The sequence below is a fragment of the Extibacter sp. GGCC_0201 genome (genome assembly GCF_017566055.1).
Classification (GTDB): domain Bacteria; phylum Bacillota; class Clostridia; order Lachnospirales; family Lachnospiraceae; genus Extibacter.
This window is the reverse complement of the sequence record NZ_JABFCH010000009.1, coordinates 1-17,862: the sequence shown is the minus strand read 5'-3', so window position 1 is coordinate 17,862 and position 17,862 is coordinate 1. Positions and strand designations below refer to the sequence as shown.

19 protein-coding genes, 1 tRNA gene and 1 pseudogene are annotated in these 17,862 nt (G+C 45.6%); 15 read left to right on the top strand and 6 right to left on the bottom strand.

What is annotated here, in order from left to right:
* The first annotated feature begins 56 nt into the window (after positions 1 to 56).
* The 6 genes and pseudogenes from HJV72_RS07775 to HJV72_RS20130 all read left to right on the top strand — a co-directional run bounded on the left by HJV72_RS07775 (position 57) and on the right by HJV72_RS20130 (position 5,401).
* Positions 57 to 1,559, top strand: a complete 1,503-nt coding sequence (locus HJV72_RS07775) for a sugar ABC transporter ATP-binding protein (protein ID WP_208070076.1) — start codon at positions 57 to 59, stop codon at positions 1,557 to 1,559.
* The gene (locus HJV72_RS07770; RefSeq protein ID WP_208070075.1) at positions 1,556 to 2,521 is read left to right on the top strand and encodes an ABC transporter permease; all 966 of its coding nucleotides are present in this window, start codon (positions 1,556 to 1,558) and stop codon (positions 2,519 to 2,521) included. The genes HJV72_RS07775 and HJV72_RS07770 overlap by 4 nt, the downstream gene beginning before the upstream one ends.
* A gap of 15 nt (positions 2,522 to 2,536) precedes the next feature.
* Positions 2,537 to 3,415 carry a D-psicose 3-epimerase gene (locus HJV72_RS07765; RefSeq protein WP_208070074.1) on the top strand — a complete coding sequence of 293 codons (879 nt, stop codon included), beginning with the start codon at positions 2,537 to 2,539 and terminating at the stop codon, positions 3,413 to 3,415.
* Between the two features lie 73 nt (positions 3,416 to 3,488).
* The gene (gene xylB, locus HJV72_RS07760; protein ID WP_208070073.1) at positions 3,489 to 4,970 is read left to right on the top strand and encodes a xylulokinase; all 1,482 of its coding nucleotides are present in this window, start codon (positions 3,489 to 3,491) and stop codon (positions 4,968 to 4,970) included.
* 85 nt (positions 4,971 to 5,055) lie between these two features.
* Positions 5,056 to 5,118: pseudogene (locus HJV72_RS20315) on the top strand (Gfo/Idh/MocA family oxidoreductase); the annotation flags it as partial.
* Positions 5,119 to 5,143: 25 nt separating this feature from the next.
* A complete protein-coding gene (locus HJV72_RS20130; protein WP_208070072.1) occupies positions 5,144 to 5,401 on the top strand; it encodes a hypothetical protein in 258 nt (85 codons plus the stop codon).
* A 40-nt stretch (positions 5,402 to 5,441) separates the two neighbouring features.
* On the opposite strand, the gene HJV72_RS20490 is transcribed toward HJV72_RS20130, so the two are convergent.
* The 4 genes from HJV72_RS20490 to HJV72_RS07735 form a co-directional block, all read right to left on the bottom strand.
* Positions 5,442 to 5,960 carry a DUF4368 domain-containing protein gene (locus HJV72_RS20490; protein ID WP_442899294.1) on the bottom strand — a complete coding sequence of 173 codons (519 nt, stop codon included), beginning with the start codon at positions 5,958 to 5,960 and terminating at the stop codon, positions 5,442 to 5,444.
* Positions 5,948 to 6,997: a recombinase family protein gene (locus HJV72_RS07745; RefSeq protein WP_442899293.1), complete on the bottom strand. Its 1,050-nt coding sequence runs from the start codon at positions 6,995 to 6,997 to the stop codon at positions 5,948 to 5,950. Before HJV72_RS07745 ends, HJV72_RS20490 begins: the two co-directional genes overlap by 13 nt.
* Before the next feature lie 58 nt (positions 6,998 to 7,055).
* Complete coding sequence (locus tag HJV72_RS07740; RefSeq protein ID WP_208070071.1) at positions 7,056 to 7,274, bottom strand: hypothetical protein; 219 nt, start codon at positions 7,272 to 7,274, stop codon at positions 7,056 to 7,058.
* A gap of 177 nt (positions 7,275 to 7,451) precedes the next feature.
* A complete protein-coding gene (locus HJV72_RS07735) occupies positions 7,452 to 7,745 on the bottom strand; it encodes a plasmid mobilization protein (RefSeq protein ID WP_208070070.1) in 294 nt (97 codons plus the stop codon).
* A 272-nt stretch (positions 7,746 to 8,017) separates the two neighbouring features.
* Between HJV72_RS07735 and HJV72_RS07730 the strand changes: the two genes are divergently transcribed.
* The 6 genes from HJV72_RS07730 to HJV72_RS07705 all read left to right on the top strand — a co-directional run bounded on the left by HJV72_RS07730 (position 8,018) and on the right by HJV72_RS07705 (position 13,522).
* Entirely contained in the window at positions 8,018 to 8,635 is a 618-nt protein-coding gene (locus HJV72_RS07730; RefSeq protein ID WP_208070069.1) for a TetR/AcrR family transcriptional regulator, read from the top strand.
* Between the two features lie 111 nt (positions 8,636 to 8,746).
* Positions 8,747 to 10,567, top strand: a complete 1,821-nt coding sequence (locus HJV72_RS07725) for an ABC transporter ATP-binding protein (protein ID WP_208070067.1) — start codon at positions 8,747 to 8,749, stop codon at positions 10,565 to 10,567.
* A complete protein-coding gene (locus HJV72_RS07720) occupies positions 10,564 to 12,294 on the top strand; it encodes an ABC transporter ATP-binding protein (RefSeq protein WP_208070065.1) in 1,731 nt (576 codons plus the stop codon). Before HJV72_RS07725 ends, HJV72_RS07720 begins: the two co-directional genes overlap by 4 nt.
* A gap of 1 nt (position 12,295) precedes the next feature.
* Positions 12,296 to 12,481: a cysteine-rich KTR domain-containing protein gene (locus HJV72_RS07715; RefSeq protein ID WP_208070064.1), complete on the top strand. Its 186-nt coding sequence runs from the start codon at positions 12,296 to 12,298 to the stop codon at positions 12,479 to 12,481.
* A gap of 398 nt (positions 12,482 to 12,879) precedes the next feature.
* Positions 12,880 to 13,320 carry an RNA polymerase sigma factor gene (locus HJV72_RS07710; protein WP_208070063.1) on the top strand — a complete coding sequence of 147 codons (441 nt, stop codon included), beginning with the start codon at positions 12,880 to 12,882 and terminating at the stop codon, positions 13,318 to 13,320.
* The gene (locus HJV72_RS07705; protein ID WP_208070062.1) at positions 13,307 to 13,522 is read left to right on the top strand and encodes a helix-turn-helix domain-containing protein; all 216 of its coding nucleotides are present in this window, start codon (positions 13,307 to 13,309) and stop codon (positions 13,520 to 13,522) included. Before HJV72_RS07710 ends, HJV72_RS07705 begins: the two co-directional genes overlap by 14 nt.
* A 372-nt stretch (positions 13,523 to 13,894) precedes the next feature.
* Here HJV72_RS07705 and HJV72_RS07700 read toward each other — a convergent pair whose 3' ends face one another.
* Entirely contained in the window at positions 13,895 to 14,788 is an 894-nt protein-coding gene (locus HJV72_RS07700; RefSeq protein ID WP_208070241.1) for a DNA-binding protein, read from the bottom strand.
* A gap of 327 nt (positions 14,789 to 15,115) precedes the next feature.
* Positions 15,116 to 15,889 carry a DeoR/GlpR family DNA-binding transcription regulator gene (locus tag HJV72_RS07695; protein WP_208070061.1) on the bottom strand — a complete coding sequence of 258 codons (774 nt, stop codon included), beginning with the start codon at positions 15,887 to 15,889 and terminating at the stop codon, positions 15,116 to 15,118.
* A 520-nt stretch (positions 15,890 to 16,409) separates the two neighbouring features.
* On the opposite strand from HJV72_RS07695, the gene HJV72_RS07690 reads away from it, so the two are divergent.
* From HJV72_RS07690 to HJV72_RS07680, 3 genes are all read left to right on the top strand, one after another.
* Positions 16,410 to 17,027, top strand: a complete 618-nt coding sequence (locus HJV72_RS07690) for a recombinase family protein (RefSeq protein ID WP_208070060.1) — start codon at positions 16,410 to 16,412, stop codon at positions 17,025 to 17,027.
* A gap of 168 nt (positions 17,028 to 17,195) precedes the next feature.
* Positions 17,196 to 17,459, top strand: a complete 264-nt coding sequence (locus HJV72_RS07685) for a hypothetical protein (RefSeq protein WP_208070059.1) — start codon at positions 17,196 to 17,198, stop codon at positions 17,457 to 17,459.
* Between the two features lie 35 nt (positions 17,460 to 17,494).
* A tRNA-Ser gene (locus tag HJV72_RS07680) sits at positions 17,495 to 17,582 on the top strand.
* Positions 17,583 to 17,862: the final 280 nt, after the last annotated feature.

Sequence of the window (17,862 nt, the reverse complement as noted above, 5' to 3'; positions counted from 1 at the left end):
GAGCATGTGGCAGATTGTCATATGCTCATTCCATTCATAAGGAGATGAAGACATTGTTGCTGGAAGCGAAAAATATATGTAAAAGTTTTCATACCAAGCAAGTCCTGAACGGAATTGATTTTCAGGTTGAGGAAGGTGAAATCCACGGGCTTGTCGGTAAGAACGGGGCGGGAAAAAGTACATTTGTAAATATCATCACCGGTCTGATTGAAGATTATCAGGGGGAAGTCATCTTTGAAGGAAGGAATATCGATAAGGAGTCTGTCCTGCACAGGCAGAAGTCGGGCCTCTTCCTCGTACCGCAGCATTCATCAATTGTTACGGAATTCTCGGTAGCAGAGAACATATTCATCGGTGTGTGGCCTAAGAAAAAGAATGGCACGGTAGACAAGAGGAAGATGAACGATATGGCAGAAGAAGTGCTGGACGTATACGGCCTTAGCGTATCCCCGCAGACGAAGGCAGGAAAGCTGAGTCTCGTGGAACAGCGGAAATTAAATATCATAAGGGCTTTGTTCAGTGAAGCGAAGCTGATTATACTCGATGAACCTACCACATCGCTTACTAAGGAAGAACGCAATAATCTGTTCCAGTTCATTGAAGAGATGAGCGCAAAAGGGGTCAGCTTCATATTCATATCCCATTATCTGGATGAAGTGTTGAAAATCTGCAGCAATATCACTGTATTTAAAGACGGATATGCAGGTTCCATCAGCCTAAAAGAGGGGAAGACGGAATTGGAACTGTCTAAGATGATTATCGGGGAAAGCGTAGACCTGTTCTGCAGGAAGAAGAACCTGAAGCAGCCCCAAGGCCCCTGTACGATCGAGTGCCGGGAACTCGTGGCAGACTGTGTGGACCATGTCTCGATGAAGATGTACCCGGGCAAGGTTGTAGGCTTCGTAGGGTTCCCCGAGTCAGGGGCTCGTGAAATGCTGAGGGTGCTCGGCGGACTGACGCCGCTGCGTTTTGGCTCGCTTAAAGACGGCAGCGGAAGGGACATACAGGTGAAGGACACGAGAAGCGCTATCCGGCATGGAATCATGTATGTGCCTTTTGACAGGCACGCGGAAGGGCTCGTACAGGACATGTCTATCCTGCACAATATCAGTATCTGCGTCATGAAGGACAAGCTGAGCCGGATGGGGTATATCCGGGATAAGCTGGAACTGAAAAATACGATGAAATACTATAACCGTCTGGAAATCAAGGCACAGAATGCCAAAGAGCCTACCAGGACGCTGAGCGGGGGGAACCAGCAGAAAGTAGTCCTGGCAAAAGCCCTCTGTACGGAACCGAGGCTTTTGCTTCTCGATGAGCCTACCATCGGCATCGATATCGGGAGCAGGGAAGAGATTCTGAGCCTGGTAGATGAACTGGCGGCAGAAGGGATATCCATCGTATATCATACAAGTGATTATTCAGAAATGCTGCGGATCTGCGACGAGATTTGCTTTTTCCATAAGGGCAGGTTTGTCAGACAGATTGCAAATGAGAATCTCACCGTGGAAGAGATTACAGATATCCGGGATTCGCTGAAAGGAGCGTCAGACAGATGAAACATAAAAACTACAAAGGAAATATGATAGAGCTGCTGAGCAATAATATCGTATGGTTCCTGCTTGTCATATCACTGATCGTGATGGGAATCTACCAGCCGGCGTTCTTTACCGTGACCATTATCAAGAATATTATGATACAGGCATCGGCTCTCGGCATTATGACCGTCGGGCTTGCCCATGTGCTGCTGCTTGGCGAGATAGACCTCTCTATCGTGGGAAGCATGGCATTTTCAGCAGGGCTTGGCACGTATCTGATGAAGAACAATATCCTTCCGTGGTGGCTTGCCGTCATTTTTATATTAATCTTCGGATGCCTTATCGGATTGGTCAACGGCCTTATTATCACAAAACTCAAGGCCGCCTCTCTCATCGAGACGATTGCTATGAACCTGATTCTCATGGGAGGTCTGCTCGCGCTTACAGCGGGCCGTACATTTACCAATTTCCCGCAGGAATACAACTATGTAGGCAAAGGAAACATCGCAGGCATACCGCTTATGTCTGTTCTGCTCGTCTTCGTATTCCTGTGCATCGGCTTTCTCTGGAACAAGACTACATTTGGACGGAGCCTCTTTGCCGTGGGCGGCAATATCAGCTGTGCGAAGGCGAGCGGCATCAATGTGGACTGGGTCAAAATCATGGCTTTTGTCATCTCTTCCGGGCTATGCGCCCTCGCCGGATGGATGTATTCCGCTTACATGGGGGCGGTGCCCGCTTCGTTCGGTGACAATATGCAGATGTATGCCCTGGCCTCGGCGGTCATCGGAGGTGTCAGCCTGACGGGCGGTGTCGGTAAGGTGAATGGGGTCCTGGGCGGAGTGTTGCTCATCACATTATTCCAGGTAGGACTTAATATCCTTGGCATCAACCCGTATCTAATCAATACGGCGGGCGGTTCGATGATTATGATTGCAGTCATCATCGATGCGCTGAAGAATAAGTACAAGGCAAACCACTAAGGAGGTAATTCTGATATGAAGCATAAATATGGAATCCACTACGCCGTATGGGGAAATGAGTGGGATGTGGATATGAAAGAGAGAATCCGTCTGGCAGCGGAGGCCGGTTTCGACAATCTGGAGGTCACTCCGCCCGACTATGTTCCGGCTATGGATATCGAGAAGATGAACGAATTGAAGAAATGTGCAGAAGCGTATGGTGTCGAGATGAGCTGGTGTATCGGATTCCCTAAGGAATACGACATGGCCAGCGAAGATTCTGCAGTCAGAAGAAAGGGCATTGAATATACGAAGCACATGCTGGAGGCCATCCATATGCTGGACGGGAAGATTTTAAGCGGAATACTCTACTCAAGCTGGCCTTATGATTTCAGCAATCTTCCTGACAAGGAGCGCACATGGGAACTGGCGCTTGCGTCTGTAAGGGAATGTGTGAAGACGGCAGAAGACTATGGAATCGTATACGCCATCGAAATGGTCAACCGCTTTGAACAGTTTGTACTGAACAGTGTAGAGGAAGGGCTCAGGTTCATCGGGCAGGTGGATTCCTCAAACTGCCGGCTGCTCCTCGATATGTTCCACATGGGTATCGAGGAGACGAGTACGCCGGATGCAATCCGTAAGGCGGGAAAGAGCCTGGCACATCTGCATGTCTGCCAGAACAACAGAGAGATTCCCGCACCTTGTGACAACGTTCCGTGGGATGCAGTCGGACAGGCGGTAAAGGATATCGGTTATGAAGGACGGATTGTCATGGAACCGTTTGTCATAAAAGGCGGACCGGTGGGCCGGGATGTGAATATATGGAGAAATCTTATGGCTGATGTGTCACAAGAGCACATCAGTGCAGAATTGAAGAAGGGGCTTCATTATATCCAGGATATCTTTGGATAGAGGCAAGAAAAGAATGGGGGCGCTGTCCGTATCACAAGACAGCGTTTTCTGTCTGAGATCAGGAGGAAATATCATGGCTTGTATATTAGGAATAGACCTTGGTACATCAAGTGTCAAATCTATGCTGCTGGAAGAAGAGGAAGGGCCGGTCCATACTGCGGCATGTGCTTATGCCGTGAATATCCCGCAGCCGGGGTATGCCCAGCAGTCTCCGATAGTCTGGTGGGATGCTGTGAAGCATACGATACAGGAATTAAAGGCAAAATGCCCGTCCATGTTCCAGAACATCCGGGCCGTAGGATTTTCCGGACAGATGCATGGTCTCGTTCTGACTGGAAAAGACGGGGAAGTGCTCAGGCCGGCAATCATCTGGCTGGATCAGCGGTCGGACCTTATGGCCAAGCAGATGCATGAAAATCTTGGAATGGGTCAGATGGGGGAAATCTTCCACAACCGGGCATTCTCCGGCTTTGCATTTCCCTCTCTTCTATGGGTGAAAGAACGAGAACCCGAGGTATTTGCTAAAATTAATAGCATTCTTATGCCGAAAGACTATATCCGCTTCCGTATGACAGGAGAGCTTGGGGCGGACGCATCCGATGCTTCTTCCTCCTGCATTCTGGATACGGGGAAGAGGGAATGGGCTTATGACATAATCGAACGATACGGCATACCGAAGGGCATATTTCCGCCTGTCCATGAAGCAGAAGAGACCGCAGGATATATCACCAGGCGATGTGCCAAAGAGACAGGGCTGCCGGAGGGCATACCGGTAGTGTACGGCAGCGGGGACCAGCCGGCCCAGAGCATTGGAAACGGAGCGGTTAAGGAAGGGCTCATCATCAGCAACATAGGTACAGGAGGGCAGATTTCTGCCTACTCGGCAACAGACATCTACGATCCAAAGCTGCGCATCCATACATTCTGCCATGCCTTGAACCGGGCATATACCATATTCGGCGCTACACTTTGCAGCGGCATGTCCATGAACTGGCTGAAAGACAAGATTCTTGAAGCAAAAAGCTATCAGGAACTGGGCGATGCGGCAGCCGAGACCGAACCTGGCGCCGGAGGGCTTCTCTACCTTCCCTATCTGACAGGAGAGAGGACACCACATATGGATGCGGGAGCCAGCGGCATGTTTTTCGGTATGCGGCTGATACATGACAGGAGGCATTTTGTGCGGAGCGTGATGGAAGGGGTCGTATATTCCCTCAAGGATTCTCTGCAGATATTTGAACAGATGGGCCTTCGGGCAGACCGTATCATCGCATCCGGCGGCGGTGCGGCGAGTCCTATCTGGCTGCAGATTCAGGCGGATATTCTGGAAAAGGAGATCTGCGTGAGCGCAGTGAAGGAGCAGGCATGTCTTGGCGCGTGCATCCTGGCGGGTGCCGGAACGGGGATGCTTGAGAGTACGGAAGAAGGAGTAAAGCGATATGTCAGCTTTCGTGGCGACACATATGAGCCGAGAGAACGCCTGAAGGATATGTACCGAGAACAGCACAGGAAATATCAGCAGCTGTACCAGGCTGCAAAGGGGCTGATGAGGTAAGGGAGGTCCGGGATATTGCATATAAAAGAAAAACGGTGTCTTCGGCTAGGCATACTCGGCTGCGGCATGATCTGCCAGGCAGGCGCTCCTGGCAGGAAAGCATGTCTTCGTAGAGAAGCCCATGGGCGTTACGGTAGAAGAATGCCAGGAGATTTATACGGGAGGCAAGGCTTGTGCACAGGGAAGACATGTATTCCTGGATTATACTGGCGGAATTAGCAGGCATATATATAAAATGGGAGAACTACCGATTATTGAATAAGAAGGCGCCTGAAGTGGCCAGATTATTGCTGAAGTTGATCGGCTGTAAGACCTTGGTCATCGCGGCAGCAAAAGACCCGATACACAGATTGCAGTTTCCATCTCTACGCTATTCATCGTCTACACAAAATATTCTGAAAAAAACATTCCCAAAAGGGCGGTACTCATAAAACAGCATAGGATTGTTTTCGGGAAACGGCGTAGCTTCGGCTATGCCGTTTCTCCGTTTTGCAGGTCATAGAGTAAGGAAACGGGGAGTATACCCACAAGGTCATAGGAAATGTCAATCTGCTGTTCCCTATGCCCGCTTGACTTGTCAGGAGCGTGAACATATACCGCCTTTACCATATCGTTCAGAATGGCGGGCGTCAGCTCGTCCAAATCGAGATACTTCCGTACCTTACCGATAAACCTGTCAATGTTTTCTGCCTGTTCTTCCTGCTGTGTAATTTCTTCATTCAGTTGCAACAGCTTTTCCCGCAATTCTTCCTGCTCCTGCTCGTAATCGTCAGAGAGCATTTGAAATCTGCTGTCGGAAAGTTTTCCGTTGGCGTTATCTTCATAAATACGCTTAAATAGCCTGTCCAATTCTTCAATGCGCCGTTCCGCTTGTGTAAGCTGTCTTTTCTTCGCCGCAAGTTCCCTTTTTGCTTCGGCTTTCTGTTTCGCCCCCATAGCTTTTCTAAACCGTTCCTCATGGGTAGACACACAGGCAATCACAAGGCGCATATGAGCAAGTACGCCTTGTTCCAATACAACGGCGCGGATAAAGTGCGTCGGGCAAACTTCTTTCCCTTTGAGCCTTGAAGTAGAGCAAACAAAATGGTCTTGCCCGTCCTCGTCGGGCGGCGTTTATTCTTCCGCAATTCCTGCACCCGTTCCCATGTATCAGCGTCTATGATTGCTTCATGGGTATTCTCAAACACAAGCTGCTTTTCTTTGGGATTGTAACAGGTCTTTTTGCTCTTGTACGACTGCTTGTAGGTCTTGAAGTTTACCGTATGCCCTTGATACTCTGGACGCTCTAAAATGTCGGCTATGGTGTCACCCGTCCAGTTATACAGATTGTCCGGCGGCGTGTTTCTCGTTGCTCTGCCTGTCCGCTGAAAGTGAACAGTCGGCGTGATTATCCTGTCTGTTTTCAGAATACGGGCAATCTGCGACGGCCCGTACCCCTCTAAGCAGAGAGCAAATATCCGCTTAACTACCTCGGCGGCGGCTTCGTCCACAATCCATTGTTTGGGATTGTCAGCGTCTTTCATGTAACCGTAGGGCGGGTTGGTACAAAGATGTTCACCTGCTTCCCCTTTGGACTTCATCACAGCGCGGATTTTCTTGCTTGTGTCTTTTGCATACCACTCGTTAATGATGTTCAAAAAAGGGGTAAAGTCGCTGTCCTGTTGGTTCGCACTGTCGATACCGTTATTGATAGCGATAAACCGAACGCCCTTTTCCACAAACAGGACTTCGGTATAAAAGCCCACTTTTAGATAATCACGACCAAGCCGCGACATATCTTTGACTATCAAGGCTGATACTTCGCCGTTCTCGACCTTTTCAATAAGTTCCGTCCACGAGGGGCGTTCAAAGTTCGTACCCGAATATCCGTCGTCCACGAAAAACAAGGTGTTTTTGAAGCCGTTTTCCTTTGCGTATTTACTTAAAATCGCCTTTTGATTTACAATGCTGTTGCTGTCGCCCTGTAATTCGTCATCGCGTGATAAACGGCAATAGAGGGCGGTAATTTTGTCAGACTGCCTTAACATAGAATGTTCCTCCTTTATCGGCGGGCAGTCTGCCAATACAGGATTGCATATTCTCATTTTATCGGCTCCCGTCTTTTTTATCAATATCTTTCTGTAAATTATCCTGCCCCATAAGCCGTAAAACCTTGCTCGGCAACGCCCTTTGTCCGTCATAGCTGCCCGTAAAACGGTAGAGCGTCCTGCCCGACTTTATCACGACTTCACGCTTTGGTAGTTCATAGGCAAGCGGATTTTTTACCACGATATGCCCGTTTTTCATAATTCGTTTCCGTTCCATTCCTTTCCGTCCTTTCTTTTGAAATCGGGGTTTGCAGTTTCGTAGCAAGCATAGGAACCGGATAGCCGTTCCCGTAAAATGCCCGTCTGTCGCCGCTGCATTTTGCTTGTTGGGAAGTATCCCAAACCCTCATTTTGTAAGCCCCTTGAATTGCAGAAGCAGCCGACGCTCCAATCTCTAAACTTCATCCATGAGCCGCTTTATCTCGTCCATGTCGTCGGCGTAAATACGCCCTGTTTCGTTGATACGCCTTGCAATCTGGTTGGCATTCACGCCGATTTTCTGAAGCTGCGCCGTATGTGCTTTAACCTCTTGCAAATCTAAAACAATAATGTACCCGTCAATGAGCATTTTACGGGAATAAGCAGATAGGTTTATCGTCGGTATCTGCTTCATTTTTTCCTCAATCAACGCCCGTTCGTCCCCTGTTACCCGTACAATGATTTGCACGTTCCGTTTTCTGTTTTCCATGCGTTGCCCCCTTTCGCTAATAAGACGTTTACATACGGCATTTCTGCCAGCTTTTTGGAAAAAACCCTTTTACTACCTACAACACCACAGGGGTCGATTTTGCCAAAGTTTCAGAGAAAATTTTTCAAAAAGTTTTCTCACTTCTTAGTACAAGAAAAATCGAAAAATGCCAATTCTATAATGCAAAAAATTTTAAACTATTGACAAAGCACCCTCTTTGCTGTATCATATAACAGTGTTATATAGCACTGTTATATGCGAGGAGTGAGTTAATGAATGAAGTAGAGCAGACGACATTACACCAGATATTTTTAGCCGCTATGCAAGAATTTCTTGAAAAAGGCTTTAAGTCCGCTTCTTTGCGGAATATTGTCAAGACGGCGGGCGTGACAACTGGGGCGTTTTATGGCTACTATGACAGCAAGGAAAAATTATTTGAAGCGTTGGTCGGCGAACATTACAACTTTCTGTTAGATTGCTTTCGCAAGGCGCAAAAAGAATTTGCAGAAATCCCGCCGGAGGAACAGCCCGACAATCTTACCTCTACTTCCGGTGAATGTATGTATGAAATGCTTTTGTACGCTTATGAACACTTGAATGAATTTAAGCTCATTCTTTGTTGTTCCGAGGGAACGCGCTTTTCAAAGTTGATTGACGAAATGGTGGAAATAGAAACAAACGCAACACATGATTATTTCAAGGTGCTTGAAAGGTTGGGCAGGCCGGTTTCCTCGATTGATAAACGGTTAGAGCATATCTTGATTACAGGAATGTTCAACACTTTTTTTGAATTGATTATACATGAAATGCCGCTTGAAGAAGCAAAGCATTATCTAAAAGAAATGCGAGCCTTTTACACCGCCGGGTGGATGAAAATTATGGGGCAATAAGCCCTATAATTTTTACACATGAGTTAGTTAACGCTAACTATCAAATTGGATATTTGCGGTTTATCATAAGCCCTTTTATCATACACAAAAAAATTAAGGAGGTTTTTTTCAATGAAAAAACAGTCTAACTTATCACGATTGATGGGTTATGCCGGAGGGCATAAGATATTGACCTATCTTTCATGGATACTGTCAGTCATGAGTGCGCTGTTGGCTCTTGTGCCATTTTGGTACATATGGCGTATTGTTCACGACATACTGGAAGTTTCCCCGGACTTCTCACGGGCGGGGAATATTGCAAGCTACGGTTGGTCTGCGGTATTGTTTGCGGTACTCTCTATTGTTGTCTATATCGCCGGTCTGATGTGTTCGCACATGAGCGCGTTCCGGGTTGCCGCCAATATCCGAAAAGAGCTTATGCGGCACATTACAGCCCTGCCGCTGGGGGTAACGGAAAAGTACGGAAGCGGCAATCTGCGAAGGATTGTCAACACCTCAAGCGCCGCAACGGAAACCTATCTCGCACACAGGCTCCCCGACAAAGCGGGAGCGATTGTTACCCCCATAGGGCTGCTCTTTCTACTGCTTGCTTTCGATTGGCGGTTAGGGCTTTTGAGCCTTGTTCCCGTTGTGCTTGGCTTTTTGATTATGATGAAAATGACCGGAAAAGACATGGCGCAGAGAATGGAACAATACCAAAATTCACTTTCCGATATGTCAAATGAGGCCGTTGAATATGTACGGGGTGTACCCGTAGTAAAGACGTTCGGGCAGACAATCTTTTCTTTCAAACGCTTCAAAGATGCGATAGACAATTACGAAACATGGGTAATTGCGTACACAAAGGGGTTGCGTCTGCCCATGATGTTCTATACAACGGCAATCAACGGCGTATTCGCGTTTCTGATTGCTGGAGGTATTCTCTTTACAAGGGGCGGCGTAACAAATGAACTGCTCCTAAACCTTATCTTCTATATTGTGATTACTCCTGTCATTGGTACAACACTCACAAAAATTATGTTTATGAGTGAGGACTCAATGATTGTAGGGGACGCGTTAGGCAGAATTGATGAAGTGCTAAACGAAAAGCCATTGTCTAAAAGCAGCGTGAATAATATCCCTAAAGACAATGGAATTACATTAGAACACGTTAGTTACAGCTACAAGGTGAATGACTCCGAAGGAGGCAGAGAGGGTGGCCTGGGCCATGACGGAGAAAAAAACGCGCTGAATGATGTATCGCTTCGGGTTGCGCCGGGACAGGTGATTGCATTGGTAGGTGCGTCTGGCGGAGGCAAGACGACACTTGCAAATATTGTAACAAGATTTTTTGACCCGCAAAAAGGGCGCATACTGATTGGCAATATCGACATACGCGATATTCCAAAGGAAACATTGATGAATAAGGTATCCTTTGTTTTTCAGAATAGCCGCCTTATCAAAGCGTCCATAGTGGAAAATGTGCGTATGGCAAAGCCTGACGCTACACGCGAAGAAATCACCCATGCGTTGAAAGCTGCACAATGCTTGGATATTATCGAAAAATTACCGAATGGCATTGATACGGTTGTGGGTACAAACGGCGTGTACCTGTCCGGCGGTGAACAGCAAAGAATAGCGATTGCCCGCGCAATTTTGAAAAATGCGCCTATCCTAATTCTTGATGAAGCGACCGCGTTTGCAGACCCCGACAATGAGGTGCGCGTACAACAGGCTTTGTCTGCCCTTTCAAAAGGAAAAACGGTTATCATGATTGCACACAGGCTGTCGTCAATCACAGGTGCAGATTGTATTTATGTTATGCAAGACGGTGAGATTGTCGAGAGTGGCACACATAATGAGCTGTTGGAGAGAAACGGCGTATTTACAAGAATGTGGAGGAATTATTCCGAAGCGGCAGAATGGAAAATTGCAAAGGAGGTAACAGCATGATTAAGACATTGCAAAGACGGTTTGCGTTATCAAGACAAGGAGCTGTCGATTTAATAAAAGGCTGTATTGCTTGCGTTTTGCAGGACATATCCTTTATGCTTCCGGTGGGGCTGCTCTATAATTTTGTCATTGACACCATGAACGGGGGCGTAAATGGAAGCCGCATTGCTTTCTATGGGGTTGGCGCTTTGGTTTGCTTATGCCTTATCTTTGTTGTAACTTGGTTTCAATATAACGCCACCTATTTAGCGACTTATGTGGAAAGCGGAGTAAGACGCATTTCGTTAGCAGAGCAGCTCCGCAAAATCCCTTTATCCTTTTTTGGAAAAAAAGACCTTGCCGATTTAACAAACTCCATTATGGGCGATTGTGCCACACTTGAACAGGCATTTTCCCATTATGTACCCGCTTTGGCAGGCTCCCTTATTTCAACAACGCTGATTGCGATTTGTCTGTTTGCTATAGACTTTCGTATGGCTCTTGCGGCTGTTTGGGTTTTGCCGATAGCATTTACAATTACATTCTTTTCAGCCCGCATACAGGAATACTTTAACCGTAAATCCGTAGCGGCAAATGTCGCGCTTGAAAGCGGCGTACAGGAGTGTATCGAGAGTTTGCAGGACTTAAAGGCGAACAATGCGGAAGAAAGTTATCTGAAAGGGCTGGATAAGAAAATTGATAATGTGGAAAAGCGGCATATTATAACAGAGCTTGGGACTGCCCTTTTCGTTGTTTCCTCTACGTTGATATTAAAGTTCGGGATTGCTACGGTTGCGCTTGTAGGCTCAGCTCTACTTATTCGTGGGGAGATTGATATTCCGCTGTTCTTTATGTTTTTACTTGTAGCTTCAAGGCTGTATGCCCCGCTTGAGGGCGCATTACAAAATCTTGCTGCGGTAATCTCCACCAAAACGAACATAAACCGTATGAACGAAATCCTTGACCAGCCCATTCAAACAGGCAGCAAACATGTAACAAATAAAGGCTATGACATTGTATTCGACCATGTAGGATTTGCTTATAACACTGGGGAAACCGTTTTGAAAGACGTGTCCTTTACGGCAAAACAGGGAGAAGTTACCGCATTGGTCGGCCCGTCAGGCGGCGGTAAAACTACGGTATCACGCCTTGCCGCGCGGTTTTGGGATATAAGCAAAGGCAAAATTACTGTCGGCGGTATGGATATATCAAAAATAGAGCCGGAAACATTGCTGTCGCTGTACTCTATCGTGTTTCAGGATGTGACGCTGTTTAACAATACAATCATGGAGAATATCAGAATTGGTAGAAAAGACGCCACAGATGAAGAAGTGATTGCAGCGGCAAGATTGGCAAATTGTGAGGAGTTTGCGGCAAAGCTCCCGGACGGTTATCACAGTATGATTGGTGAAAACGGCTGCGAACTGTCCGGCGGTGAAAGGCAGCGTATTTCAATCGCCCGCGCTTTCCTCAAAAATTCTCCTATCATCTTACTTGACGAAGCAACGGCAAGCCTTGATGTAGAAAATGAAACATTGATACAGGCTGCCTTGTCAAGGCTGATAAAGGATAAGACCGTACTTGTTATCGCCCACCGTATGCGTACCGTAAGCGGCGCGAATAAAGTAGTTGTGCTTTCAGACGGTTCTGCTGCCGAACAGGGAACGCCGGGGGACCTGATGAACACAGGTAAGATTTATCCCCACATGGTAAAGCTGCAAATGATTAGTCAAGATTGGGGCATTTAGCATGAATACTGAATGGATAAAATGCCCCATATGTCAGAGCAAAACAAGGTTGAGAATACGGGGCGATACCGAACTGAAAAACTTTCCCCTATACTGCCCGAAATGCAAACAGGAAACTCTTATTAACGTACAGCAAATGAATATATTAGTTATCAAAGAGCCAGACGCACAGACGCAGAGCCGATAACACGCAGGTTTGAAATGCGGTTATCGGCTCTTTCTTTTTTTGACAACCTATGCGATTGCTGACAGATTGCAACTTAGGCGACAGTTTTATGAAGATAAAGCCGCCGTTTTCCTTTTGTAAAATTGGATTTGCGGGGGGTGTGATAAAGTCGCCCATTTTTGAGGATATGGCGGTATCAAGGAGGTATCGACATGTCCTTTTGTATTTTCTCTATACCGCCTAACGGTTGCCAATTAAAAAAAGCCCATTCCTGCCTACGGGATATTGCGGCTATCAAGAGGAACTCACACATCATCATAAATGCTCTATCACATCATATAGCATAGCCGTCTGTTCAGTTTTGCGCTGCACAGGCGGTTTTTGTTATAGCCCTCATTCCAAACGGAAAGGGGGTGAACATGATGTCATCCACTGAATACAGGGAAAGTATTGAACGCCGGTTTCACGCATTTTGCAAAGCCGTATTGCACAATGAAGCCTGTAATTATTACAGGGGGCGGAAACGCAAGGCAAAGCATGAAATTTCTTATGAATACTTGCAAGAGAACACTTCTTTTGCGCCGCACAGCGTAGATGAATACTTTGTCTTGCAGGACAAGCCGACTGCCTTTGCAGTCAACGGGCAGACGGTTATTGTTGACAGCGAGAAGTTAGCAAAAGCCTTGTTGTGCCTATCGGGGCGTCGGCGGAAAATTATCCTTATGCGCTATTATCTGCAATTAAGAGATAAGCAGATTGGGGCGTTATTGGGAAAGCCGCGCACAACCGTCAACTATCAGAAAAACGCAGCATTGAAACAGTTGCGGACAGAAATGGAGAAGATGAATGATGAAGAATAGCAAATACAACCTTGTTCCCTACGAAGTGATTGAAAGAGCAATCGCAGGAGATACCGCCGCGCTCCTTGCGGTACAGGAACGACACAAAGCCTACATAGGTAGGCTAAGCGGAGGGAATGTCGATATGAAAGAACGGTTAAACGCAAAGCTGCTTATGGCTGTTTTGAAGTTCCGATTAGAGTATCAGCCGCCGAGCAAATAGCAAAGCCAGAAACAACCGTCAAGGATAAACTACGCGCTTCGCGTCCTTGACGGCTGTTTCCGTCTTTGCTAAAGGGTAATCAAGAGGGCGCAAACGGAAAGACCGCTTGCGCCCTCTCTAAATTATGGGGTTCTCTGTCACGCAATAGGGGTTGAAAAATCCTGTATTCATGCGGCTTTGCAAAGGCAAAATGAGGGGCGGTAAGGGTTTTATACTCATACCCCTCAAAATGGCGTTCTACTGCGTAACAAAACGGACATATCGCCGTTTAGACGATACGCCCGTTTTGCTTTGCACCCTGTATGGCAGCTACCCTGTTTCAGTTTGTTGTGATACTGTTTTATGAGTAGCTACCAAACCGCCACAATTTTTTCATCCTTCCAACATTGCCAGATAATTATCCAACCTTATATTCACATACCCTGCAAATAATTTCTCCATCGCCCCCAAATTGTGTTTCACATGGTATTCATCAAAGGCGTTGTAATACGCAATCCTATCTGTAAACTTAATATCAATCGGCGGATATCCTGCCTTCATCAATTCCAGATTTACAAGCAGCCGTCCCGTTCGGCCATTGCCGTCGATGAAGGGATGAATGCCTTCAAATTCGATGTGAAACCGTGCAAGCCGTGGAATGATATGCTCTGTGCTGTTTCTATACGCTTCCAGCAGTTGCTCCATTTGGGGCTGGATTAGATACGGCTGTACAGGATTATGCTTTGCCCCCATAATTCTTACCGGGACTTTTCTATAAACACCTCTATCCTCTCTCTTATCAGCCAACACCAGATAATGAATCTGCTTAATAACACTCTCCGAAAGCGGTGTCTGCTCTTTCACTAAGTCCCGTACAAAATCAAAAGCTTCCTTATGCCCGACCGCCTCCATGTGATCCTTCAGGGGCTTCTGATCAATAGTCAGGCCGCGCAGCACCATATCGGTTTCACGTAACGTCAGCGTATTTCCCTCGATGGCGTTGGAATTATAGGTATATTCCACCACAAATTCCTCTGTCAGCCGTTCCACTTCTCCCTCCGTCAAGGGACGTCTGGAATCCAATTCCGTTTTCTTCCTGTCAATGCTCTCAAGAAGATTTTCTGCGGACTTATAGCGTCCATCTTCCGGTTTCCCAGCCTCTGCTGGAATCCTCCAACTACGTCCCTCACGGATAACACCTGAAATTTTACCTTCCGAGCACAGGATGCGTACTCGTCTATCTGAAATGCCCCATTTCTCTGCTGCCTGTTTTACGGATATATACATCATTCTGCACCTCACTTTAAGTAATAGTATACCCTGTTTCCGGAACAATAGCAATGCCATAGGAATAATGTTTTTCACCTATCGGAATAATGCAAAAAAAATCTGGAGGATATGTTTTTCTCCTCCAGACAAGCATTTTACACTTCTCTATTTTAAGTCTCTCAATCGTAGTAAAACCGTAGTCCCCCGCTACTCCTATTGCACCGATTTGCTCCCATTTATCTTACGAACTGCCGCCATGCACTTTGACAGCTTACTCCAACCGCGGTATTGCGCTTTGCCTGCCGGGCATGAATAACTGCGTCATGTGTCGGGACGGAAGTCTGACTATACTGTAAACACACCGATTTCATGCTCTTTATAATAGGAGATATATTTTTGGTCGGTAGAGGCGTTTGTTATAATATTCGGTATCTCATCCAAGTTGCACAGATGGGTAAAGGTACGCTTGTTGAACTTGCCTTCATCGGCAAGAAGATAGATGAGCTTTGAATTTGAAATCAGATGGTTATAAAGCGGCAGCTGTGCTCTGCTGATGATAGAATAACCATTGTTAAGCTCTATGCCGTCCACCGTAAAAAATACCTTGTCAAAGTAGAGCTTGTCCAGTGCCTGGACTGTATACTCGTCCAGCGTCTCGATATGGTTCGTTCCAATATGCACATTTCCCCCCAGAAGCAGTATAGAGATGTTCGGATTGGATACGAACTGCATAACAGCAGTCAAATTTGTCGTCACAACAGTGATATTTTCCTTTTCATTAATATATTTACTCAGCAGATTACATGTCATGCCGGCCCCGATAAATATAATGTCTCCTGTGGAGATAAACTCGGCCGCTTTTTTCGCTATCTGCTCTTTTGATTTCAAAAATGGGTCATAATCTAATGATGGGCTCGGGTATCCGTGATAAGACCTGGGAGAGATGCTCTGTGCCCCCCCATGTGTCTTTTTCAATAACCCACGCTGGTCCATCTGGTTCAAGTCCCTTCTTATAGTGGCAATAGATGCACCTGTCAACTCACAAAGAAATCTCGTCGTAGCTATTTCATTGGAGTTCAAATACTCCAATATCATTTTTTCTCGTTCTGATGCTAACATATAAATTCTCCAGACTAAATGTATTTTTTTAATTATAAGGTTAGGGTGTCAAAACACCCTAACCACAGATTAACGGATTACTACGTGCTTCGCACTCCCACAATTCGTATTCTCATGGGGGCATCCGCCCCACTTCATACTCATTGTGAGGCGTGTCAAAAAGACTTTTGACACTGTAATCATTATAATCTAAAAAATGAAAAGGGGTCAATAGAAAATTTCAAAAAAGAGCATAAAAGAACAAAAAGAAGCAAAAAGTTTATAAAAAGTATAAATGTATTGTAATTCCATCATTTTATTGTATTATAGTAATGGTGGTATATAATATAAGATTATCACAGAAGAGGAAAAACGTGGGTCAGCCAAACGATTTATGAAAATGAAATAAAAAGGTAATGATAAGATTATAAAGAGAGGATGCTCATCCTCTCTTTTTAATACAGTCGACGTATCAATTTATACTTATTGAACTACTAATGTTCAATATGGTATGCAATTTCAAAATCAGTGGGGTGAAGGAATGAACAAGACATATGGATATGTACGAGTATCGACGAGAGAACAGAACGAAGACAGGCAGATGATTGCGCTGCATCATTTTCCCGTGTTGCCTGAAAACATATATATGGACAAGTTAAGTGGAAAAGATTTCAACCGTCCTGAATATCAGAAGCTGCTGAGAAGGCTGAAAAAGAAGGATATCCTGGTTATCAAATCAATAGACCGTCTAGGCAGGAATTATAAAGAAATACTGGACCAGTGGAGGTATCTGACCAAATCAAAGGAAATATATATCGTAGTGCTGGATATGCCGCTTCTTGATACGAGAAAGAGCAATGACCTGATTGGTACGCTTATTGCCGATATCGTACTACAGCTGTTATCCTATGTTGCCGAGACGGAGCGCGAAAACATAAAGCAGAGGCAGGCGGAAGGGATTGCCGCTGCAAAAGCAAGAGGTGTAAAGTTTGGAAGGCCGAACAAGAAAGTGCCCCATAATTTCTATAAAGTATACAGCCGGTGGAGATATGGCAAAATAAGCGGCAGGGAGGCAGCCAGGCAGCTCGGCGTATCTTATACCACCTTTATGAAATGGTCCGGCTATGCGGAGAGAAGTTCTGACAGAATAAAAAAGTAGACTTTATTGGACGCTTCATATATAATAAAATTATCGGTAAAAAAAAGAGAATTTTGTAGAGAAACAGAAGAATCGCGAATACATATACAATAAAATGAATTTACGCTTTTTGTTCAAAAAAGTCTACTTTTATAAACAGTATTCTTCACATATAAAGGAGGGACAGATGTGGAAAAGAGAAGTTTTCTTGAATATCTAGCTCAGGAAGCCGGATGTGATTGTCTGTCGGATCTGCGGCTCAGACAGGAGCAATGGTCGCCCCGAATCATTGAAATACTGGAAAGCATCGATATGGATGAATATGTATTCAGTGATTGGAAAGAAGTCACTTCATATCTTACAGATACAGAATTAAGTGTATTAAATGGAATAAAGACAAAGAAAGAAGCAAAAGAATATATTATTAACTGGATGAATTCAAAAAAGCATTGACAATGCAGGTTTCCTTTAGTATAATAATCCGTGCTGGAGAAATACTCAAGAGGCTGAAGAGGCGCCCCTGCTAAGGGTGTAGGTCGGGTAACCGGCGCGAGGGTTCAAATCCCTCTTTCTCCGTTAGTCATGAATGGCTGTCTGGGACTAAAGTTTCAGACAGTTTTTTATGGCCATTGTGCAGGCGGTATCTTAACTATTATATATAGTAGAAACTGCTTTGCATTGTACAAGGTATAGTATCTGTTAAGAGCTTGTTTAAAAAAAGTTAAAAAAAGATAAAAAAGCACTTGACATTTATAGCCAAAAAATGATACTATATCTGAGCTGACCCAAACGGGGACGCAAAAGCACCTTGATAATTAAACAATAGACAACGACCCTGAAGATTTCTTGAAAAGAG

Bases quoted from the DNA above. Each gene is read 5' to 3' on its own strand.
- HJV72_RS07730 (WP_208070069.1), top strand. From the start codon at position 8,018: ATGAATGAAGTAGAGCAGACGACATTACACCAGATATTTTTAGCCGCT.
- HJV72_RS07700 (WP_208070241.1), bottom strand. From the start codon at position 14,788: ATGTATATATCCGTAAAACAGGCAGCAGAGAAATGGGGCATTTCAGAT.
- HJV72_RS07690 (WP_208070060.1), top strand. From the start codon at position 16,410: ATGAACAAGACATATGGATATGTACGAGTATCGACGAGAGAACAGAAC.
- HJV72_RS07770 (WP_208070075.1), top strand. From the start codon at position 1,556: ATGAAACATAAAAACTACAAAGGAAATATGATAGAGCTGCTGAGCAAT.
- HJV72_RS07715 (WP_208070064.1), top strand. From the start codon at position 12,296: ATGAATACTGAATGGATAAAATGCCCCATATGTCAGAGCAAAACAAGG.
- HJV72_RS07695 (WP_208070061.1), bottom strand. From the start codon at position 15,889: ATGTTAGCATCAGAACGAGAAAAAATGATATTGGAGTATTTGAACTCC.
- HJV72_RS07705 (WP_208070062.1), top strand. From the start codon at position 13,307: ATGATGAAGAATAGCAAATACAACCTTGTTCCCTACGAAGTGATTGAA.
- HJV72_RS07720 (WP_208070065.1), top strand. From the start codon at position 10,564: ATGATTAAGACATTGCAAAGACGGTTTGCGTTATCAAGACAAGGAGCT.
- xylB (WP_208070073.1), top strand. From the start codon at position 3,489: ATGGCTTGTATATTAGGAATAGACCTTGGTACATCAAGTGTCAAATCT.
- HJV72_RS07745 (WP_442899293.1), bottom strand. From the start codon at position 6,997: ATGTTAAGGCAGTCTGACAAAATTACCGCCCTCTATTGCCGTTTATCA.
- HJV72_RS07765 (WP_208070074.1), top strand. From the start codon at position 2,537: ATGAAGCATAAATATGGAATCCACTACGCCGTATGGGGAAATGAGTGG.
- HJV72_RS07740 (WP_208070071.1), bottom strand. From the start codon at position 7,274: ATGGAACGGAAACGAATTATGAAAAACGGGCATATCGTGGTAAAAAAT.
- HJV72_RS20490 (WP_442899294.1), bottom strand. From the start codon at position 5,960: ATGCGCCTTGTGATTGCCTGTGTGTCTACCCATGAGGAACGGTTTAGA.
- HJV72_RS07710 (WP_208070063.1), top strand. From the start codon at position 12,880: ATGATGTCATCCACTGAATACAGGGAAAGTATTGAACGCCGGTTTCAC.
- HJV72_RS07735 (WP_208070070.1), bottom strand. From the start codon at position 7,745: ATGGAAAACAGAAAACGGAACGTGCAAATCATTGTACGGGTAACAGGG.
- HJV72_RS07725 (WP_208070067.1), top strand. From the start codon at position 8,747: ATGAAAAAACAGTCTAACTTATCACGATTGATGGGTTATGCCGGAGGG.